This window comes from Candidatus Poribacteria bacterium (assembly GCA_016866785.1).
GTDB lineage: Bacteria > Poribacteria > WGA-4E.
This window is the reverse complement of record VGLH01000051.1, coordinates 1-16,852: the sequence shown is the minus strand read 5'-3', so window position 1 is coordinate 16,852 and position 16,852 is coordinate 1. Positions and strand designations below refer to the sequence as shown.

22 protein-coding genes are annotated in these 16,852 nt (G+C 64.5%); 21 read left to right on the top strand and 1 reads right to left on the bottom strand.

Translation table 11 applies throughout. The features are described 5' to 3' along the window. Positions 1 to 26 precede the first annotated feature (26 nt). The 20 genes from FJZ36_09295 (at position 27) to FJZ36_09200 (ending at position 15,117) form a co-directional block, all read left to right on the top strand. Complete coding sequence (locus FJZ36_09295) at positions 27 to 1,247, top strand: hypothetical protein (GenBank protein MBM3215095.1); 1,221 nt, start codon at positions 27 to 29, stop codon at positions 1,245 to 1,247. Positions 1,248 to 1,316: 69 nt separating this feature from the next. Next, the gene (locus FJZ36_09290; protein ID MBM3215094.1) at positions 1,317 to 2,084 is read left to right on the top strand and encodes a hypothetical protein; all 768 of its coding nucleotides are present in this window, start codon (positions 1,317 to 1,319) and stop codon (positions 2,082 to 2,084) included. 88 nt (positions 2,085 to 2,172) lie between these two features. Then, positions 2,173 to 2,658: a hypothetical protein gene (locus FJZ36_09285; protein MBM3215093.1), complete on the top strand. Its 486-nt coding sequence runs from the start codon at positions 2,173 to 2,175 to the stop codon at positions 2,656 to 2,658. Next, positions 2,655 to 5,348 carry a hypothetical protein gene (locus FJZ36_09280; GenBank protein MBM3215092.1) on the top strand — a complete coding sequence of 898 codons (2,694 nt, stop codon included), beginning with the start codon at positions 2,655 to 2,657 and terminating at the stop codon, positions 5,346 to 5,348. The genes FJZ36_09285 and FJZ36_09280 overlap by 4 nt, the downstream gene beginning before the upstream one ends. Positions 5,349 to 5,375: 27 nt before the next feature. Next, the gene (locus FJZ36_09275) at positions 5,376 to 6,188 is read left to right on the top strand and encodes a motility protein A (GenBank protein MBM3215091.1); all 813 of its coding nucleotides are present in this window, start codon (positions 5,376 to 5,378) and stop codon (positions 6,186 to 6,188) included. A gap of 36 nt (positions 6,189 to 6,224) precedes the next feature. Further along, on the top strand, positions 6,225 to 7,127 hold the full coding sequence (locus FJZ36_09270) for a hypothetical protein (protein ID MBM3215090.1): 903 nt from the start codon (positions 6,225 to 6,227) through the stop codon (positions 7,125 to 7,127). Between the two features lie 53 nt (positions 7,128 to 7,180). Then, positions 7,181 to 8,137, top strand: a complete 957-nt coding sequence (locus FJZ36_09265; GenBank protein MBM3215089.1) for a hypothetical protein — start codon at positions 7,181 to 7,183, stop codon at positions 8,135 to 8,137. Between the two features lie 63 nt (positions 8,138 to 8,200). After that, positions 8,201 to 8,518, top strand: coding sequence for a flagellar motor switch protein FliN (locus tag FJZ36_09260; GenBank protein MBM3215088.1), 318 nt, complete (start codon positions 8,201 to 8,203; stop codon positions 8,516 to 8,518). Next, positions 8,515 to 9,057 (top strand): flagellar biosynthetic protein FliO, encoded by a 543-nt coding sequence (gene fliO / locus FJZ36_09255; protein ID MBM3215087.1) that lies wholly within the window; start codon positions 8,515 to 8,517, stop codon positions 9,055 to 9,057. The genes FJZ36_09260 and fliO overlap by 4 nt, the downstream gene beginning before the upstream one ends. Positions 9,058 to 9,086: 29 nt before the next feature. Beyond that, positions 9,087 to 9,932 (top strand): flagellar type III secretion system pore protein FliP, encoded by an 846-nt coding sequence (gene fliP, locus FJZ36_09250; protein ID MBM3215086.1) that lies wholly within the window; start codon positions 9,087 to 9,089, stop codon positions 9,930 to 9,932. A gap of 156 nt (positions 9,933 to 10,088) precedes the next feature. Continuing rightward, the gene (gene fliQ / locus FJZ36_09245) at positions 10,089 to 10,373 is read left to right on the top strand and encodes a flagellar biosynthesis protein FliQ (GenBank protein MBM3215085.1); all 285 of its coding nucleotides are present in this window, start codon (positions 10,089 to 10,091) and stop codon (positions 10,371 to 10,373) included. Positions 10,374 to 10,510: 137 nt separating this feature from the next. Beyond that, a complete protein-coding gene (locus tag FJZ36_09240) occupies positions 10,511 to 11,566 on the top strand; it encodes a DUF1611 domain-containing protein (GenBank protein MBM3215084.1) in 1,056 nt (351 codons plus the stop codon). Further along, positions 11,395 to 12,579 carry a dipeptide epimerase gene (locus FJZ36_09235; protein MBM3215083.1) on the top strand — a complete coding sequence of 395 codons (1,185 nt, stop codon included), beginning with the start codon at positions 11,395 to 11,397 and terminating at the stop codon, positions 12,577 to 12,579. The genes FJZ36_09240 and FJZ36_09235 overlap by 172 nt, the downstream gene beginning before the upstream one ends. Beyond that, entirely contained in the window at positions 12,579 to 12,959 is a 381-nt protein-coding gene (locus FJZ36_09230) for a hypothetical protein (protein MBM3215082.1), read from the top strand. Before FJZ36_09235 ends, FJZ36_09230 begins: the two co-directional genes overlap by 1 nt. Further along, the gene (locus FJZ36_09225; GenBank protein MBM3215081.1) at positions 12,925 to 13,179 is read left to right on the top strand and encodes a type II toxin-antitoxin system RelE/ParE family toxin; all 255 of its coding nucleotides are present in this window, start codon (positions 12,925 to 12,927) and stop codon (positions 13,177 to 13,179) included. Before FJZ36_09230 ends, FJZ36_09225 begins: the two co-directional genes overlap by 35 nt. A gap of 222 nt (positions 13,180 to 13,401) precedes the next feature. Then, positions 13,402 to 13,650, top strand: coding sequence for a DUF433 domain-containing protein (locus tag FJZ36_09220; protein ID MBM3215080.1), 249 nt, complete (start codon positions 13,402 to 13,404; stop codon positions 13,648 to 13,650). Beyond that, the gene (locus FJZ36_09215) at positions 13,647 to 14,021 is read left to right on the top strand and encodes a hypothetical protein (protein MBM3215079.1); all 375 of its coding nucleotides are present in this window, start codon (positions 13,647 to 13,649) and stop codon (positions 14,019 to 14,021) included. The genes FJZ36_09220 and FJZ36_09215 overlap by 4 nt, the downstream gene beginning before the upstream one ends. Before the next feature lie 213 nt (positions 14,022 to 14,234). Continuing rightward, positions 14,235 to 14,441: a type II toxin-antitoxin system HicB family antitoxin gene (locus FJZ36_09210; protein ID MBM3215078.1), complete on the top strand. Its 207-nt coding sequence runs from the start codon at positions 14,235 to 14,237 to the stop codon at positions 14,439 to 14,441. Beyond that, complete coding sequence (locus tag FJZ36_09205; GenBank protein MBM3215077.1) at positions 14,431 to 14,655, top strand: type II toxin-antitoxin system HicA family toxin; 225 nt, start codon at positions 14,431 to 14,433, stop codon at positions 14,653 to 14,655. The genes FJZ36_09210 and FJZ36_09205 overlap by 11 nt, the downstream gene beginning before the upstream one ends. Positions 14,656 to 14,730: 75 nt before the next feature. Beyond that, positions 14,731 to 15,117, top strand: coding sequence for a RidA family protein (locus tag FJZ36_09200; protein ID MBM3215076.1), 387 nt, complete (start codon positions 14,731 to 14,733; stop codon positions 15,115 to 15,117). A 3-nt stretch (positions 15,118 to 15,120) separates the two neighbouring features. On the opposite strand, the gene FJZ36_09195 is transcribed toward FJZ36_09200, so the two are convergent. Further along, positions 15,121 to 16,173: a magnesium transporter CorA family protein gene (locus tag FJZ36_09195; protein MBM3215075.1), complete on the bottom strand. Its 1,053-nt coding sequence runs from the start codon at positions 16,171 to 16,173 to the stop codon at positions 15,121 to 15,123. Positions 16,174 to 16,354: 181 nt separating this feature from the next. Between FJZ36_09195 and FJZ36_09190 the strand changes: the two genes are divergently transcribed. Next, positions 16,355 to 16,852 (top strand): hypothetical protein (locus FJZ36_09190; protein MBM3215074.1); only part of this gene is annotated, 498 nt, incomplete at its 3' end.

Sequence of the window (16,852 nt, the reverse complement as noted above, 5' to 3'; positions counted from 1 at the left end):
TGCGCACATTTTGAGCTAGCGACCGGATGAATCGCCGCCGCGATTCGAGGGTGGGTTTTCGCCCTCGAATGGGATCGGCGGCTCTCGACAGTAATGACCCACGAAAGGGAGACCCGATGGCTTCCCCGAAGGAAGAGAAGTCCTCAGCCGTTGTCCCGGCGACGCCGGGCGCTGTCCAACCGGCAGAGGCAGGGACTCCGGCGGAGCAACCGTCGGATGCTGCCGCCGGGTTCTTCGAGGCGTCCACCGAGCTCACCGGCACGCAGAAGATGGCGATTCTGCTGACGGCGCTGGGACCCGAACGCTCCAAGAGCATCCTGCAGCACTTCTCCGACGATGAGATCGAGCGGATCGTCAAGGAGATCGTGAGCACGCGGTTCATCCCGGCGGCACAGCGCGAAGCGGTTCTCCGCGAAGCCTACGAGTACATCTTCGGCGAAGACGTCTCCGTGACGGGCAGGCTCATGTCGGGCAGGCGGGTCGCCAAGGACCTGCTTGTCGGAGCCGTCGGCGGCGTGCGGGCGCGGAACATCCTCGACCGGCTGGACATCCCGCAGACGGAGATCTTCCACTTCATCGGCGACAACGACTGCGAGAGCCTCGCCTACTACCTCGAAAAGCAGCTTCCGCAGACCATCGCCGTGACGCTGCTGCACATGCGGCAAGAGCAGTCGCAGAAAGTGCTCGCGATGTTCCCCGACAAGCTCAAAGCCGAGGTTATCTCGCGGATGGTGAACATCGACAAGGTGGATCGCGAGATGGTCGCCATGCTCCGCGAAACGCTGGAGAAACAGCTCGCCCTGTCGCGGAATCTCGTGAACCTGCACGGGAACCAGGGAGCGACGACGCTCCTGCGGGCGACACCCGCCTCGGTGCAGGACGCCGTGCTGGCAGCTATCGGCGAGACGGACCCGGCGCTGCGCCTCTCCATCGAACGCCGTCTGGTGACCTTCGAAGACCTCTACGACGTCGACGAGCGCGATCTGGGCGCGCTGCTGGCGCAGGTCTACACCGAGAACCGGGACCTGCTGCCGCTGGCTCTCAAGAGCTGCTCGCCGCGCATGAAGGCGAAGGTCTACGGGAGCATCACGTCGAGCCGACGCGAGGAGATCGAGTACCGTCTCGATACGATGGGACGGAAGCGCCTGTCCGAAGTCGAGGATGCCCAGCAGCGGATCGTCCAGATCGCCAAGACGCTCGCCGCCTCCGGGAGGATCACGTTCGGTTCCGCCGAAGACCTGGTCTAGGCACGCGGGTTTCATCCGGCGCCAGCGGTGCAGTGACGGGAGCAGTGACGGGAAAGGTACGGTTCCGCTGTGAAAGTCCGTCGAGTTCTTCCCAGGGATCAGGTCGCCGTACAGCGCTACGTGCTGCCGCCGCTGTTGGGCGGAGGGTACGCCGCTGATTCGGCGCTGGCGGACGGCGATCCCGATATCGCCGAGACGGGCGAGCTCGTCGAGGCAGCCGACCCACCCACCGTTGGACCGCAGCAGCTCGTGGACATCGCCGAAGTGGAGCGCGCCCGAGCGGAGGGAGCCGAAGAAGGCTATCGGAACGGCTACGCGGCTGGGTTCCAGGCGGGCTCCGACGAAGGGCAGGAGAAGGGATTCCAAGAGGGCGCGCAGCAGGCGGAGGCGCAGTTGACCGCCGCGCTGGAGGAGCGCTTCGGCTCGTTGCTGGAAGCGCTCAAGGAAGCCGCGCAGAACGTGACGGGCGAGGCGAACCGCCTGAACGACCAGGTCGAGACCCTGGTCCCGCGAGCGGTCATGCTCGTCGGCGAGGCGGTCGCTCGGCACGCGCTCGCGACGAACGAGGACGCGATCGTCCAGATCGTACGGGACTGTCTGGGACGTCTGGAACGCGCGGCGCAGGTGAATGTCCGGGTGAATCCAGCCGACTATGAGCGCCTGGCGGAGCAACCCGCCGAGGCGTGGAGTTCGCCTCATCTGACCTTCACGCCGGACGACTCGGTGACGAGCGGCGGAGCGGTCGTCACGACCGATGCCGAGATCGTCGATGCTCGTTTCGAGACGCGGCTGCTCGAAGCGGCTCGTGCCGTTCTCTTCCCGCAAGAGACCGGCTAGGCGTCTCGACGCCGTTCGGGGCAAAGCGGTCGCCGGATCGCGCCGATAGACACATGGAGGCGCGCCGCCTTCGGGCAGGAGACAGCGCATGCTCGACCGGCTACGCCGGACGCTCAAACGGCGGGAACGCCTCTTGCACGTGAGGAAGATCCAGCAGGATCGCGCTGAGCAGGCGCTTGCTGTTCTTCTGAAGCAGGAGCGCGAGCTGATCGACGAGCGCGTTTCCTACGAGCATGCTCATGAATCGACGCATTCGGCGCTGCTGAGCAAGTTCGACGATCCGACAGAGCGCGTCATGAGCGACGACCTCGCGCTCTGCGCGCGGCGCATGAACGCGCTGACCGGGCAGATTCGAGAGACGGAGAAGGAGATCGAGGCGCTCCAGCCTCCGATCACCGCTGGACGCGAAGAGGTCCTGGCGCGCTACAAGGCACGCCGAGCGATGGAGATACTTCGCGACACGACGCGCGGCAACGTCGCTCACGAAGAGCTGCGGCAAGAGCAGGTCCAGATCGACGATATCACGGTGCAGCGGTTCCGCCGGAACAACGGCAGCAACGGATACCATTCATGAAACGCATCCTGATCGCCGTCGGAGCGGCACTGGGCGTACTGGTCATCGCGGCCGCGGTGATCGCGGGGCTCGTGCTTCTGAACCGAGCGCCGGGAGCGCTGGCGACGCGGCTTCCGTTGGTGAAGACCTTCGTCGTCGAGGGCGATGTCATGATGACCGACGGCACGACGCTGCCGACCGGGAGCGTCGCCGTCGAGGTGACGACGCCCATGGGTCGAACCGCCCGGGCGAAGGCTACCGCCAACAACGGGTACCACTACGTCGCGACGCTGATGGGCTTTTCGGACCCGGTTCAGGGAGGCGACAGCCTGCGTATCCGTGCCGTCCAGACGCTGCCGAAGGTCAAAGCGCCCAAAGCAGCTAAGGAAGACGCGAAGGAAGACGAAGACAAGGCAAAACCGAAGAAGGACGACAAGGAATCCGGGGAGGAGCCCGCTGAGGAGACGCCAGAGGGTGACGAACCCAAGGGCCCGTCTCAGGCATCGCTCATCAAGCGCTCGGTGCCCGTTACGGTGACCGCAGACACGCCGCCGGGCTCCGCGTCCAAACGGCTACTCGCAGACTTCGAGGTTTCCCTGGGCGGAGCTCCGGTAGCTGAAGCAACGGACGAGCGGATCCTTACTGAGCCGACGCTCGCAACGGCGAACGGCAATCCGCCAGCGACGCTGGATGCGTGGCGAACGACAGCGCTCGGATCGCTCTCGAATCTGCCGCACCTGCGCATCGATGAGACGATCCAGATTACGGCGGTCGTCCAGTCGATGCAGCGGGACGAGACCGACGAACCGCTGACGCTCGAGCTGCCGCAGTCGGAAAACGCCGACATCCTGCGCGAAGTGCCGCTCTCCCAGCTCGGGTCGGAAATCGCGCGCGAAGCCTTCGCCTGGCGCAAGAAGCGCGAACGCGTGCCTCTGAACTACACGCTGACGAGCTCGGGGTCGGTTGCCGTGCGCGTCGAGAACGCCAACGGAATGGTCGTGCGGTCTCAGCGCCTCGGAACGCCGGTCGGCAGAACGCCTCAGACGCTGACATGGGATTGGGACGGCAAAGACGACGCCAGCGCGTACGCCCCCGAAGGAAACTACACCTTCGTGGCGACCTCGAACTCGCTGGAGCTCGGGACCACGCCCGTCGGGTTCACCGCCGAGATCGGCGACGAAGGGGCTCAGCGCAGCCGCTACGTCGAACTGAACGCGGAGAGCACGATCGGCGACCTGCTGACAGGGCTGGGACTCGCGTTGCGCGAAGGACGCCGGCGAGGCGGTCTGGCGACGTACATGCCGACGGAGCCGGTCGCTCTCTATCGCGCCTCGGAGGCGGGAGCTCCCAAGCGCTCGACCGAGGCGTTCTACGGCGAAGACGACGTCCAGACGCTCGTCTCCAAGTTCGACCTAGAGCTGGATGCGGTGCCCCGCGCCGTAGAGCGGATCGGCAAGTACCGCCTCGTGGTCCGGGGCGGCGAGTTGCGCGGACGGTTCGCAAAGGACACGCTGCAGTCGCGAATCGACACGCGATCTCTTTCCGATTTCCTAGCCCTGCCGCTCTCGCAAGTCTCCATCGGAGACAACAACGATCCGTTGGTTCCCGACTTCTCGCTGGAAATCCAGATCGCGCGGCTGGTTCCACCGGACTCGCCGGAGTGGGGCGACCGCGAGTCGCGGCAGTCCACATCGGTCGTCGTCGGTCCTCAGACGACCGTCCAGCAGATGATCGACCAGATCAGCCGGATCGAGGGCGTCAAAGCGACGCTGCGGGGGGCGACTGAGGAGAAATACGACTACGACGCGCGGCTTGCTGCTCCCGACGGTGCGAAGCTCATGTTCTTCCGCTCTCACGGGAACGCCACGCCGGTCCGAGACAACCGGATGGTCGCCAACATCCGCGCGGCGGGAATCCTGGTGCGGACGTTGACCGACGGCATGCCTGCGCGAGCGGACGGCGCATCGCCGGTGTCCATCGAAGCGCGAGTGATCGGGTTCGACGGCAAGCCGATGGAGAACGATGTCCTGATGGCTTCCGCGCCGCAGGGCGAGCTTGCGAACGGCGGTCTCCTGACGGCGACGGATGACGCGTACACGGTGAGCTATGTGCCGGCTCCCGCTGCCTCCACGAGCCAGGTGGCTGTCGAGATCGTTTCTCGGACGCTCAGCGCGAGGAACCTCGAGGGGCAGGAGAAGGGGGTCGGCGTTCAGGACCGGGCGACGGTGGCGCTGGATGTGCTAGGAGTTCCCGGCGTGGTTCCAGAGCCGTCCGTCGTGGAGACTCCTGGCGCTCCGGGAACCGAAGGAACGACGCCGGAGCCATCGGTCGGATCGGCTACGGGAGCATCGCCTGCGCAGCCGTCGGGGGTGGAGAGCCCCGCGCCGGTGGCGGCGACAACGACACCGTCGGCTCCGGTGGCTCCATCCTCGGCGACAAGCCAAGAGGACATCCGCAAGCTGGCGAAGGTCTACGCGCGGATGTCTCCGAAGCGGGCGGCTGAGCTGCTCTTGTCTCTGCCGTCCGACCAGGCGCGCTCCGTACTCCTGAACATGAAGGATCGCGACGCGGCGAAGGTGTTCGATGCGATCCTCGGATCGGGTGAGGACGAGGAAGAGGACATCGTCGACGATCCCGCGATGGCGCGACAGCGACAGATGCGCAAGCAGTCGCTCTTGGATATCCTCGAGGCTCGCAAGCAGGGCCGCTAGAGGTTCGAACTCTCTGGAGGGTAGTGCATGGATATCGCGACACTTATAGGGTTGATCCTTGGCGTGGGCGCCGTTGTTGTATCGATCCCTATCGCCGGCGTGTCGATCATGGCGTTCGTGGATGTCCCGTCGATGATGATTGTCGGCGGCGGCATTCTGGCGGCGCTGCTGATCAACTTCCCGCTGAAAGACGTCCTTGCGATACTCAAGATCGTGCCGGTGATGTTCCAGGCGAAGGAGTACGACCCGATTCCGATCATCAACCGGATGATCGAGATGACCAACCAGGGTGTGCGACGCGGCAACGCGGTTCTGGAAGCGATGGCGGCTGAGATACCGGATTCGTTCATGCGCCGGGGTATCGAGCTGGTCGCCAGCGCCATTCCGGACGACCAGATCCGCTACGCGATGGAGACGGAGCTGGAGTTCACGCAGCAACGCCATACCCTGGGCGAATCCTTCTTCATGGCTGTGGCTGCCTACGGACCCGCATACGGGATGATCGGGACGCTCATTGGTCTCGTCGCGATGCTGCAGGGACTGGGAGGCGAAGGCGGCAGCGCCGTCGCAGCGATCTCCAGCGGTATGGCGGTCGCGCTCATCACGACGTTCTATGGCTCCATGGTGGCGAACCTGATCGGGTTGCCGTTCGCCGGCAAGCTACGAACGACGAACGAAGCGGAATACGCCTATAGACGACTCATCATCGAAGGCGTCATCTTGGTGAGCCAGGGCATCCGCGAGAGCGCCGCGCCGAAGATCATGGGCGAACGGCTCGGCATGTACCTGCCGCCGGCGCGGCGCGCAGAAGTCCAGACGGGCACATCCTCTGCGGCGTAGATTCGCCGGGCGTCTTGCCCGGGTTAGGGGCTGCACATGCGTCAGCGGCAGAAAAAAGAAGTCCGCACCGATGGGTGGATGAATACCTACGCGGACATGGTCACGCTTCTGCTGACGTTCTTCGTCTTCCTGATGTCCATCGCTTCGTTCGATGAAGCGAAGCTCAAGGACTTCTTCGCGGCAATGGGCGGGGCGTTTGGGCCCGGCGGCTCGTCGGGAGCCGGCGTGCTGGTGAGCGGCGGGTCCATCACGAGCGAATCCGGCTCCATGAACGCCGGGAACATGCCGGCTGAGCAGCAGCTCAACTCGCCGGATTCGACACGGTCCGGCGCGGATACGCCGGGCAGCGGACGAACCGCGAAGGTTCTCGTCTCTCAGGAGACGAAGGAGAAGTTCGAGAAGACGGCTCTGCGCATCGCCCAGCAGCAACAGGGGATCAAGGCGGAGGTGACGACCCAGGGACTCAAGATCGAGCTCCAGGAGCAGTTCGCCAAGTTCGCCTCGGGCGTCGCGGATCTGCCCGCCGACTCGGTTCCCAAGCTCCAGGACGTCATCCGCACCAACCTGATGCCATTCGTCAACGAGGGGCATGAGATCGTCGTGTCGGGTCACACGGACAACGTCCCTCTTGGCGGGGCGACGAAAGCGCGGTACAAAGACAACCGAGGCTTGGCTACGGAGCGCGCGAACAATGTTCTGCGCATCTTCGAGACGATGGGGATTCCTCCGCAGCAAATCTCCGCCGCAGGATACGGCGAGCACGTCCCCGTCGCCGACAACACGACGGAAGACGGGCGGGGACAGAACCGGCGGATCGAGATCCTCGTCAAGTTCAAGGAGTTCTCGGCGACACCCGGCGCAGCCGCAACACCCGGCGCAGCCGCAACGCCCGGCGCAGCCGCAACGCCCGGCGCATCCACGGCAGCCCCGAGCCAGTAGCCAGGCGTGGTATCGACGTACTCGACGAAGCCGACACCCAAGGACGGGCAGTGATGGCTGGCAGTTCGCAGTTCAGTCCGGAGGAGCACGAGGAGCTCGCGCGCATTCAAGGCGAAGAGCCTCACAACGACGCCTCCAACCCGAACGAAGCGCCGAGCGTGGACCCCCACAGCGGCTTGTTCGGCGCCGCGAGGATCTGTCAGTCGTACACCCGCGCCTTGCTGGAGGAACGGCTCTCCGCGCGTCTCAAGCGAACCGCGCATGTGACGACCGGCGAGCTCACGTCCGGGACGTTCACGACGTTCATCGAGCGTGTCGACAGCCCCAGCATCCTGTGCGTCTACGCAGTCGGGGCGCGACGGAACCGAGCGGTGATTGATCTCTCCCAGAGCATCGCCTTTTCGTCGGTGGACCTTCTCATGGGCGGCAAGGGGCACCCTCCGGTGGAGACGCGACCGTTGAGTGAGCTGGAGCAGCGGTTCCTCAGCGGCATCTTCGATTCCTTCTCCGCCGAGCTATCGCGCGCCTGGCGCCAGTTGATCCCGGAATCGGAGTGGGAGGTCGTCCAGGAAGCCCAGTTCACCTATACGGTCGATGACATGTCGCCAACGGAGCGGATGTTCATCGCCGACTTCGAGGTCGCGATCGAGGACCTGGCTGTGGGCACGCTGCTGCTGGGCATTCCCCTGTCCGCCGCGCAAGCCGCTGGGACGCGGAGGACGGTCTCAGACGAGCACATCGATCCGCTCAAGAGCCCGCTGTCCGACATCGTGCCTCTGCGGGTTCAGGTGGTGCTCCCGCCTGCGGATATCACGGTTCATCGGCTCCTCGAGATCGAGGAGGGAGACACCCTAGAGCTGAGCAACTGGGACCTGGTCGCCGATGACGACGGTTCCCTGCAAGTCGTCGTGTGCGTGGAGAGGCAGCCGACCTTCATGGGGCGGCTGGGAACCGTCAATCGGCGCAAAGCCGTCGAAATCACCGGCGAGGCGAACGCCCTCGACCTTTGATCTTCTAGAACCGGCTGGGATGACGCCGGAGCTGAACAACCGTACCCCTACTGAGGACACCCGATGGCAGAGAACAACGCAGGTTCGTTGACGGAAAACGGCGACTCGGACGCCGGTAGCGCGAACATCGAGATGGTGTTGGACATCCCGCTCTCCGTTCAGGTCCAGCTCGGAGAGGTACGGATGTCGCTCCGTGACGTCCTCAAGCTGGGTTCTGGATCGATGATCCGCCTCAACAAGAGCGACGGCGACGCCGTCGATCTGTACGTCAACGGAAAGCTGGTCGCCAACGGTCAGATCGTCACGACCCCCGAAGGCACGGTCGGCGTTCAGGTGACGCAGATCGCCACGCGAATGGAGCGGATTCGGAGCCTTCGATGACGGCGCGCTTCCAGGGCGCAACGTTCTGGCGATTTGCCGCCTGGGGCGTTGTAGTGTGCAGCCTGTTGCTCGCCCTGGACGTCGGCGTTGTGCTCGCCCAGACCACGACGACAGAGCCGACCGAGTTCCAGCGGCGGCTGAGCGAAGCCGCCGGAGAAGCTCCCGAAACCGGCACGAGCGTCACGGGAGCCCTGCTGCGGGTGATCGTGGCGCTGGTGGTCGTGTTGGCGGTGGTTCTGGCGCTGGCTTACGTGCTGCGTCGCATCTCGGGTCAGGCTCAGCAGAACCGCAGCACGGTCGTCAGCGTTCTCGCTCGCGTTCCCATCGGACAGACCCAGTTCCTCAGCATCGTTGACATCGCGGGCACGGTCGTCGTGCTGGGCGTCACGGACCACACGGTCACGGCGCTGTCCGAGATCGAAGATCCGACCGCCGCCGACCAACTGCGGCGGGATGCCCCGCGCATGGGAGCCACCGGGCTGACGTCGATGCCGTCCTTCCGACAATGGCTCCGCAAAGCAGGCGACCCCGACGCATGATGCTTTCAGCGTTGCCCTCGGAGATGCGGATGCGCCGAGGATTCGCGCCAGGAACGGGCGGCGGGCTCCGGCGACGCCGTCTCATTCGATGGTGCGCGACGTTGTGCGTCTGCGTGGTGCTGGGGCTCCTGTTCTCGACGGACGCCGGAGCTCAGACCCAGCGCCAACAGGCTCCCGTCAGCGTGCCGTCGGTTCCGACCATCCCGGACATCAACTTTCGCATCAGCACGGGGGACGGCGAGCCGCGCAACTTCGCCAGCAACCTCCAGATCCTCTTCTTCCTGACCGTCCTATCGCTGGCTCCCAGCATCCTAATCATGATGACGTCCTTCACGCGGATCGTCATCGTGCTGTCGTTCCTGCGCCAGGCGCTCGGCACGCAGCAGATGCCGCCGAACCAGATCATGATCGGCTTGTCGCTGTTCCTGACGATGTACATCATGCTGCCGACTTGGACGGACATCAACCAGAACGCCTTGCAGCCCTATCTCAAGAGCGAGATCACGCAGCCGGTGGCGTTCCAGCGGGCGTTGGTTCCGCTGCGCGCGTTCATGTTCCGGCAGACGAGAGAACGCGACCTGGCGCTCATGGTGCGCCTGTCGCAGTCGCCCAACCCGGCGAACGAGTCCGAGGTGGGGACGCTCGTTCTCATCCCGGCGTTCATCATCAGCGAGCTCAAGACGGCGTTCCAACTCGCGTTCTTCGTCTATCTCCCGTTCGTCGTGGTCGATCTGGTGGTGGCGTCGGCGCTCATGTCGATCGGCGTGATGATGTTGCCGCCGTTGATGATCTCGCTGCCGCTCAAGCTGCTGCTGTTCGTGCTCGCCGACGGCTGGAACCTGCTGGTGACGTCGCTGGTGACGAGCTTCCGGTGACGACGCCAAATGGTCATTTCGTGGAGGCATCGCTCGGTTGTAGGGGCGGGTCTGAGACCCGCCCCTACGGGACTGTCACCCATCTCTGGAACAAAGCGCGGCAAGCGTTTGGGCGGGCGATGTGGTAGCCTCTGGGCGTGAAGGAGACAGAGCGCCGTGTCGCTGGAGTTAGTGACGACGATCGTGCGCGAGGCGTTTCTGACGGCGATGCTCGTGTCGGCTCCCGTCTTGGGAACCGCTCTGGTCGTCGGGCTGCTCGTCAGCATCCTGCAGGCGATCACCCAGATTCACGAGCTCACACTCACCTTCATCCCGAAGATCCTGGCGATCACCGCCGTTCTGCTCCTCCTCCTTCCGTGGGTTCTCCAGGTGCTGGTGACCTACACGGTCACCGTCTTCCGGGACATGAACCTCTACCTCGACACGGGCATCGTGTTCTAGCGATCCGTGATGAACGTGATGCGCTCGGACCCCTCATCCTAACCTTCTCCCACAAGGGGAGAAGGAACCAGAGGCTCCTTCCCAGCGTGGGAATCCATGGAGCCAGATTCCCGTTGAGCGCGACGGAGATCGACCGCATGATCCGCCCGTTCGACCCGACCCAAGAGCGCATGGCGATCCTCGCCGAGCGCTCGTTCGGCGTGCTGCAGTCGAAGCTGGCGGCCGCGCTGCTGCGGTACCAGCGTCCGCACATCGTCTGCGTCATCGACAGCGAGCACGCGGGCAAGGATGCCTCGGAGATCGTCAGCGTGGGCAACGGCGTGCCCGTCGTTGCGGACCTCGACGCCGCGATGGCGATGGAACCGACGCTCCTCACGCTGGGCATCACGCCGCCCGGTGGAGCGCTGCCGGACTTCTGGCGCGAGTTCATCGCCGACGCCTTGTCGCGCGGGCTGCACGTGATGAGCGGACTGCATCAGTTCCTCGCGGATGACGCTCAGTTCGCCGCCTTGGCGCGCAAGTCGGGTTCCCGCATCTGGGATGTCCGCCGTCCGCCGCGCGATCTGCCCATCGGCACGCAGCGCTCACGCGAGGTGAAGGCGCGTCGTGTACTGACGGTCGGTTCCGACTGCCGCACCGGGAAGATGATCACGTCGCTCGAACTGGACGCCGGGGCGCAGCGGCGCGGATGGTCGTCGGCGTTCTGCGCGACGGGTCAGAACGGCATCATGCTTTCGGGCAGAGGGATCGCCGTCGATGCCGTCGTGTCCGACTTCGTCGCCGGAGCGACCGAGGAGATCGTCCTCGAAGGCGCGGCGACTGGCGCGGATTGGCTCTTCGTCGAAGGGCAGGGGTCGTTGATCCATCCGGCGTATTCCGGCGTGACGCTGGGACTCCTGCACGGCACGCTGCCGACCGACATGATCCTGTGCCACCAGCCGTCGCGTTCCGTGCTCGCTCGGCAGACGGTTCCGATCCCGCCTTTGACCGACCTCGTCCGGCTCTACGAGACGGCGGCGGGATGGCTCCTGCCGTCGCGCGTCGTGGGCATCGCCCTGAACACGTTCGACCTCTCCGAAGCCGACGCTCATGCTGCCGTCCGGCGGGTTCAGGACGAAACGGAGCTCTCGGCAACGGATCCCATCCGCTTCGGCGTCGATGTCCTACTCGACGCGCTGGAGGCATCGTCGTGAAGATCGATCACTCGGTCTACTCACTGCGGCTCCGACAGCCCTTCCGGACGGCTCGCAGCGCGGCGGACGCCGAACGGCACGTCGTCATCGTGCGCGTCGACGGCGGCGTCGGGGAAGCGGCTCCCACACCCTACTACGGCGAGACCGTCGAGACGGTGCGCCACGCCCTGGAGCGCTACGCTCCGGTTCTGGCGGATCTGCCGCCCATCGCGCCCATCGAGACGGCTTCGGCGCGGATGCGCGCGGCGTTGGGCGGGAACACGGCGGCTCGCGCGGCGGTCGAGTGCGCCCTTTGGGACGCCCTCGGCAGGTGGGTGAACCAGCCGCTGTGGCGACTCTGGGGCTTGGACCCGACCCATGTGCCGCAGACGTCCTACACGATTGGGCTGGACACGCTCGACGCGATGCAGGCGAAGGCGCGCGAAGCGGAGCCCTACGCGATCCTCAAGGTGAAGGTCGGCGGCTCCAACGATCTGGACGTTCTGCGCGCCCTGCGCGACGTGACGGACAAGCCGATCCGGGTCGATGCGAACACGGCTTGGACGGCGCGCGAGGCGGTGGAGCGGTGCGAGGAGCTCGCTCCGTTCGGGGTCGAGTTCGTCGAGCAGCCGGTGAAAGCGCACGACCTCGACGGCTTGCGGTTCGTTCGCGAACGGTCGCCGGTTCCCATCGTCGCGGATGAGAGCGCGCGCACGTCGATGGATATTCCGCGTCTGGCGGGGTGCGTGGACGGGATCAACATCAAGCTCGCCAAGTGCGGCGGGCTCATCGAGGCGATGTCGATGATCCGCGCGGCGCGCGCGCACTCGATGCGCGTCATGGTGGGGTGCATGATCGAATCATCCGTCGGGATCGCGTCGATGGCGCAGTTGACGCCGCTGGTGGACTACGTCGATCTGGACGGTCATTTGCTCGTGGCGAACGATCCGTACGAGGGGGCTCGGTGCGTCGCCGGACGGATCGCCCTCACGGAGGCGTCGGGGACGGGCGCGCGGTTCCGTTCGGGGACGTGATGGACGGCTTGCCCCTGACGCTTGCCCACTCCGTCGAGCTGAGGGGGAGATGCCTCGCATTCGTCCACCAGGCGTGCGTTCCCATCGCATCAGGCGGTTTTGAGGTGGGTTCCATGATAAAATCCTCGATAAAGGGGCGACTCATGAAAGGCATCCGATACCTCACAGACGGCGAAGGCAATCAAACTGCCATCGTCATCGATCTGGCGATCTGGGGAGAGTTAGTCGACGATCTCCTCGACGCGGCGTTGATGCGGTCCCGCCGCCATGAGCCGGACATCCCATGGGAGGAGGCAGAACGGCAGTTGGCGGAGTTGGCGGGGAAGGAGAAGCGAGAGCGTGGGAATGTACCGCGTCAGCATCAAGCCCTCGGCTCTTGACGACCTGAAACGGATTCCCCCTCCCGCTCGCGCTCGCATCCAACGGAAGATCCGCTCTCTCTCCATGAATCCGCGTCCTCGTGGCGTGAAGAAGCTGACGAACGAGGCGAACTCGTATCGCGTTCGAGCGGGAGACTATCGGGTTCTCTACGAGATTGACGACGCCGAAGGGAGCGTCCGGGTCTTCGTCATTGACCATCGGAAAGCCGCCTATCGCTGACGTGACCGAAACACCGCCGCACATTGGCGCGGTGTTTTCCTGTTGGGGCAGAGGCAAAGCGCTTGGGCAGAGCCGACGGCCCGATCTCGCTGACGGAAGCGTCCGGGACGGGCGCGCGGTTCCGTTCGGGGACGTGACGCCGCCAACCGCAGGGAACGCGACGATTCGGTATGAACAACGGCTGGACCGCATACCGCCTTCGTCCACGGAGAGGCGACGACGATGAAGCGCGGCGACCTGCTGCAGCGCATCTCGATCCATCCGAACGTGTGTTTCGGTAAACCATGCATCAGGGGACACCGTATCTGGGTATCGCTCATTCTCGATTTCTTGGCGAGCGGTTGGACATTCGAGCAGATTCGGTCGAACTATCCGGGAATTGAAGACGCGGATATACTGGCGTGCATCGCCTACGGGGCTGAGATGTCCCGCGAGCGTTATGTCGAGTTGCCACAGGACCGCCCGGCGTGAATCTCAAGCTGGACGAGAATCTGGGCGAACGCGGGGCAAGCATGTTCCGGCTGGCGGGGCATGACGTGGCTACGGTGTCGAGCCAAGGCATGTCGTCGGCAAGTGACCATGAGTTGATCGCCGCATGCCACGATGAGCGACGGTGTCTGGTCACGCTCGACTTGGACTTCGGCAATCCGCTGATCTTCGCACCGTGGGAGTATCGCGGCATCGCAGTTCTGCGCCTCCCGCACAACCCATCGGATCAAGACCTTTGGGCTTGCTGCCGGGTGTTGATCGACGCCCTCGAGCGGCGTGACATCACGGGAAGGCTCTGGATCGTCCAGCGCGACCGAATCCGTGAGTACCAACCAGAGCGGGATGAGGAGTGATAGGGCACTCATCCCGAAACAGGCTTCGCGAGGTGGGAATCCTCCGTGCCTTGCGCGACGTGACCAACCGAGGGGCCCGTTGCGTTGGCGGACGGATCGCGTTGACGGAAGCTTCGGGGACGGGAGCGCGGTTCCGGTCGGGGACGTAACGCAGCCGTTCTTGCGCGTCGCGGCGCGCGATGCCCTATGATCGTTGTGGAATGGGGTGAGGCAATGAAGCGCAAGTTCACCGCGAGGGTGTGGCAAGAGGATGGCGTCTATATCGCGCAGTGCGTCGAGCTGGAGCTCGCGTCGCAAGGCGACACGGAAGATGACGCTGTCGGAATGCTCCGCGACGCCATCGAGCTGTACCTGTCGGAGCCGGATGCCGGCGCAGTCCCGGAGGTGACGCTCCGCGAAGTGGAAGTGGATGCCACCTAATCCGGTTCCGTATCGCGTCGTGCGCCAGAAACTCCTTCGGACAGGCTTTGCCATTTCCAGCCAATCAGGAAGTCATGTCAAGTTCACGAAGCACGTCGATGGGAGGAAGCTGACGGTTATCGTGCCCTACACGCGAGGCGATGTCCGAGTCGGCACGATGCGGAGCATCCTCAAGCAGGCTGAGTTCACCTGGGAAGCGTTCCAGGAGCTGTGACGGTCTGCCGACGGCGGATTGGCGCTGACGGTCAGATCGTGTTGGCGTTATCGCACAACCACAGGAGACCACGCGATGCGGGAAGTCATCTCGACGCAGAAAGCCGGCGCGCCGATGGGAACCTATTCCCAGGCGATCAAGGTGGGGAACCTCGTCTGGACGGCGGGCATGGGGCCCCTCGAATCGGGGACACTGCTGTTCGCTGGCGATATCGCCAAGCAGACGGTCAAGACGCTGGAGAACCTCGAAGAGACGCTCAACGCGGCGGGGACCTCGCTCGCCCATGCCGTGCGCGTCGGCGCGTTCATCGACGAGATCGGCAAATGGGCGACCTTCAACGCGGCGTACAAGGCGTTCTTCGCGCGGTTCAACGTCGCGCCGCCCGCGCGGACGACGATCGCCGTGGGTGGGTTCCCGGAGGGCATGTGCGTCGAGATCGACGTCGTGGCGGTCGTTCCCTGAGGGCTACAGCCAGTCTTTGCGGGAGAAGACGTAGAGTCCCGCCAGGATCAGCCCCACGGAAATGGCGGAAACCAGGATGAACGCGAACTGCGAGTCCTCGAAGGGGAGCTTGACGTTCATCCCGTAGAAGCTGGCGATCATCGTCGGGAACGTCAGGATGATCGTGATGCCTGTCAGGAACTTCACGACGACGTTCAGATTGTTCGAGATGATCGACGAGAACGCCTCGGTGAGATGACCCAAGATTCCGAGGGCGACTTCGTTCATCGCGATCGCCTGACGCATCTCGATGACGGCGTCTTCGAGAAGGTCTTCGTCTTCGGGATATTCCTGGAACATCTGGCTGCGCTGGAGCCGTGCCATGAGTAGGTCGTTGCCGCGCAGCGCCGTCATGAAGTAGGTCAGGCTCTTCTCGAACTTGAGGAGCTGAAGAACCTCCTCGTTCCGCTGCGCTTCGGTGAGTCGGTCTTCCGCCGCCTCGACCGCCTTGTTAATGACCCGGAGATACTGGAGATATCGCGTCGCCGCGCGAAGGAAGATGCGGAGCACGAACCGGTTCCGCTTCGCCGTCGAGAAGTTGCGCAGCGACCCGACGGTCATCTCGCGGACGAGCTCCGTCTCGACGGAGCAGATGGTCACGACGATCTCGTTGTCGAAGACGATTCCGAGGGGGATCGTGTTGTAGGGAACCGGGTCCTCTTTGCCGCGGAAGCAGGGGATTCGCAGCAGGATCAGCGTGAAGGAGTCTTCGCGTTCCGTGCGGGCGAGTTCGTCGGTGTCGAGGGGGGCGGTGAGGAAGTCGTGCGGGATACCGGTCTTCTGGTGTAGGTCATTGATCTCCGCCGGGTTCGGGTCATCCAGCCGAACCCAACAACCGGGGATGATGTCGTTCAGCAACTTGAGTTCGGAGCCCACGCTCTTGTAAATCTCCATCATCGCGGTCTCTCCCGCCGCCGGTCCAGTAAGATAAGCCCGAACTCTCGCATTCCATCGCGTCTTTCGCTCCCACCGAATCAACGAATCCAAAGCCGATGACGGTTCACAGAAGCGGCTCATTCCGTAGTGATACTAACGGCGGAATCGGTCAGGGGCAAACGCAACCGCCGCCGTCAGGTGAGGGCCCGGAGCGGCTTGACGAAGCGCGTCCGATGCCGCACGTACTGGCGCAGACGGCGGAATGGTCGCGCCGCCGGTACCACGGCTCGTGCAGGCACGGACCCAGGAGGCAGGGGCGGAAATGATCGAACTGCCGGAAGCGATGACCCTCGCGTGTCAGATGACCGCCGAGCTCGCCGGAACGCCCATCCGGTCGGGCATGCGCGGCAACTCGCCCCACAAGTTCGCGTTCTACACCCGATCGCCGGAGGAGTACGCGTCGATCCTTCAGGGCAGAACCTTCGGCGCGACGAAAGCGCACGGTTCCTTCATCGTCACTGCCATCGAGCCCGGGTACTCCCTCGTCCTGGGCGGAGGCGGCGAGCGCATCCGCCTCCACAACGGAGCCGAGACGCTCCCGGCGAAGCATCAACTCCTCGTCGAATTCGAGGACGACCGGTATCTGAGCGTCACCGTTCAGGGTTGGGGCTGCGCCCAACTGCATACGGATGAACAGATGGCGCATCCCTTCTGGCAGTCGCCAGGCGCGCTTCCCATCAACGACAGGTTCACGTTCGAGTACTTCGACGGTCTGTTCGCCAGTCTGGAGCCCGAGGACAAACGCGCCGTCAAGTTCTTT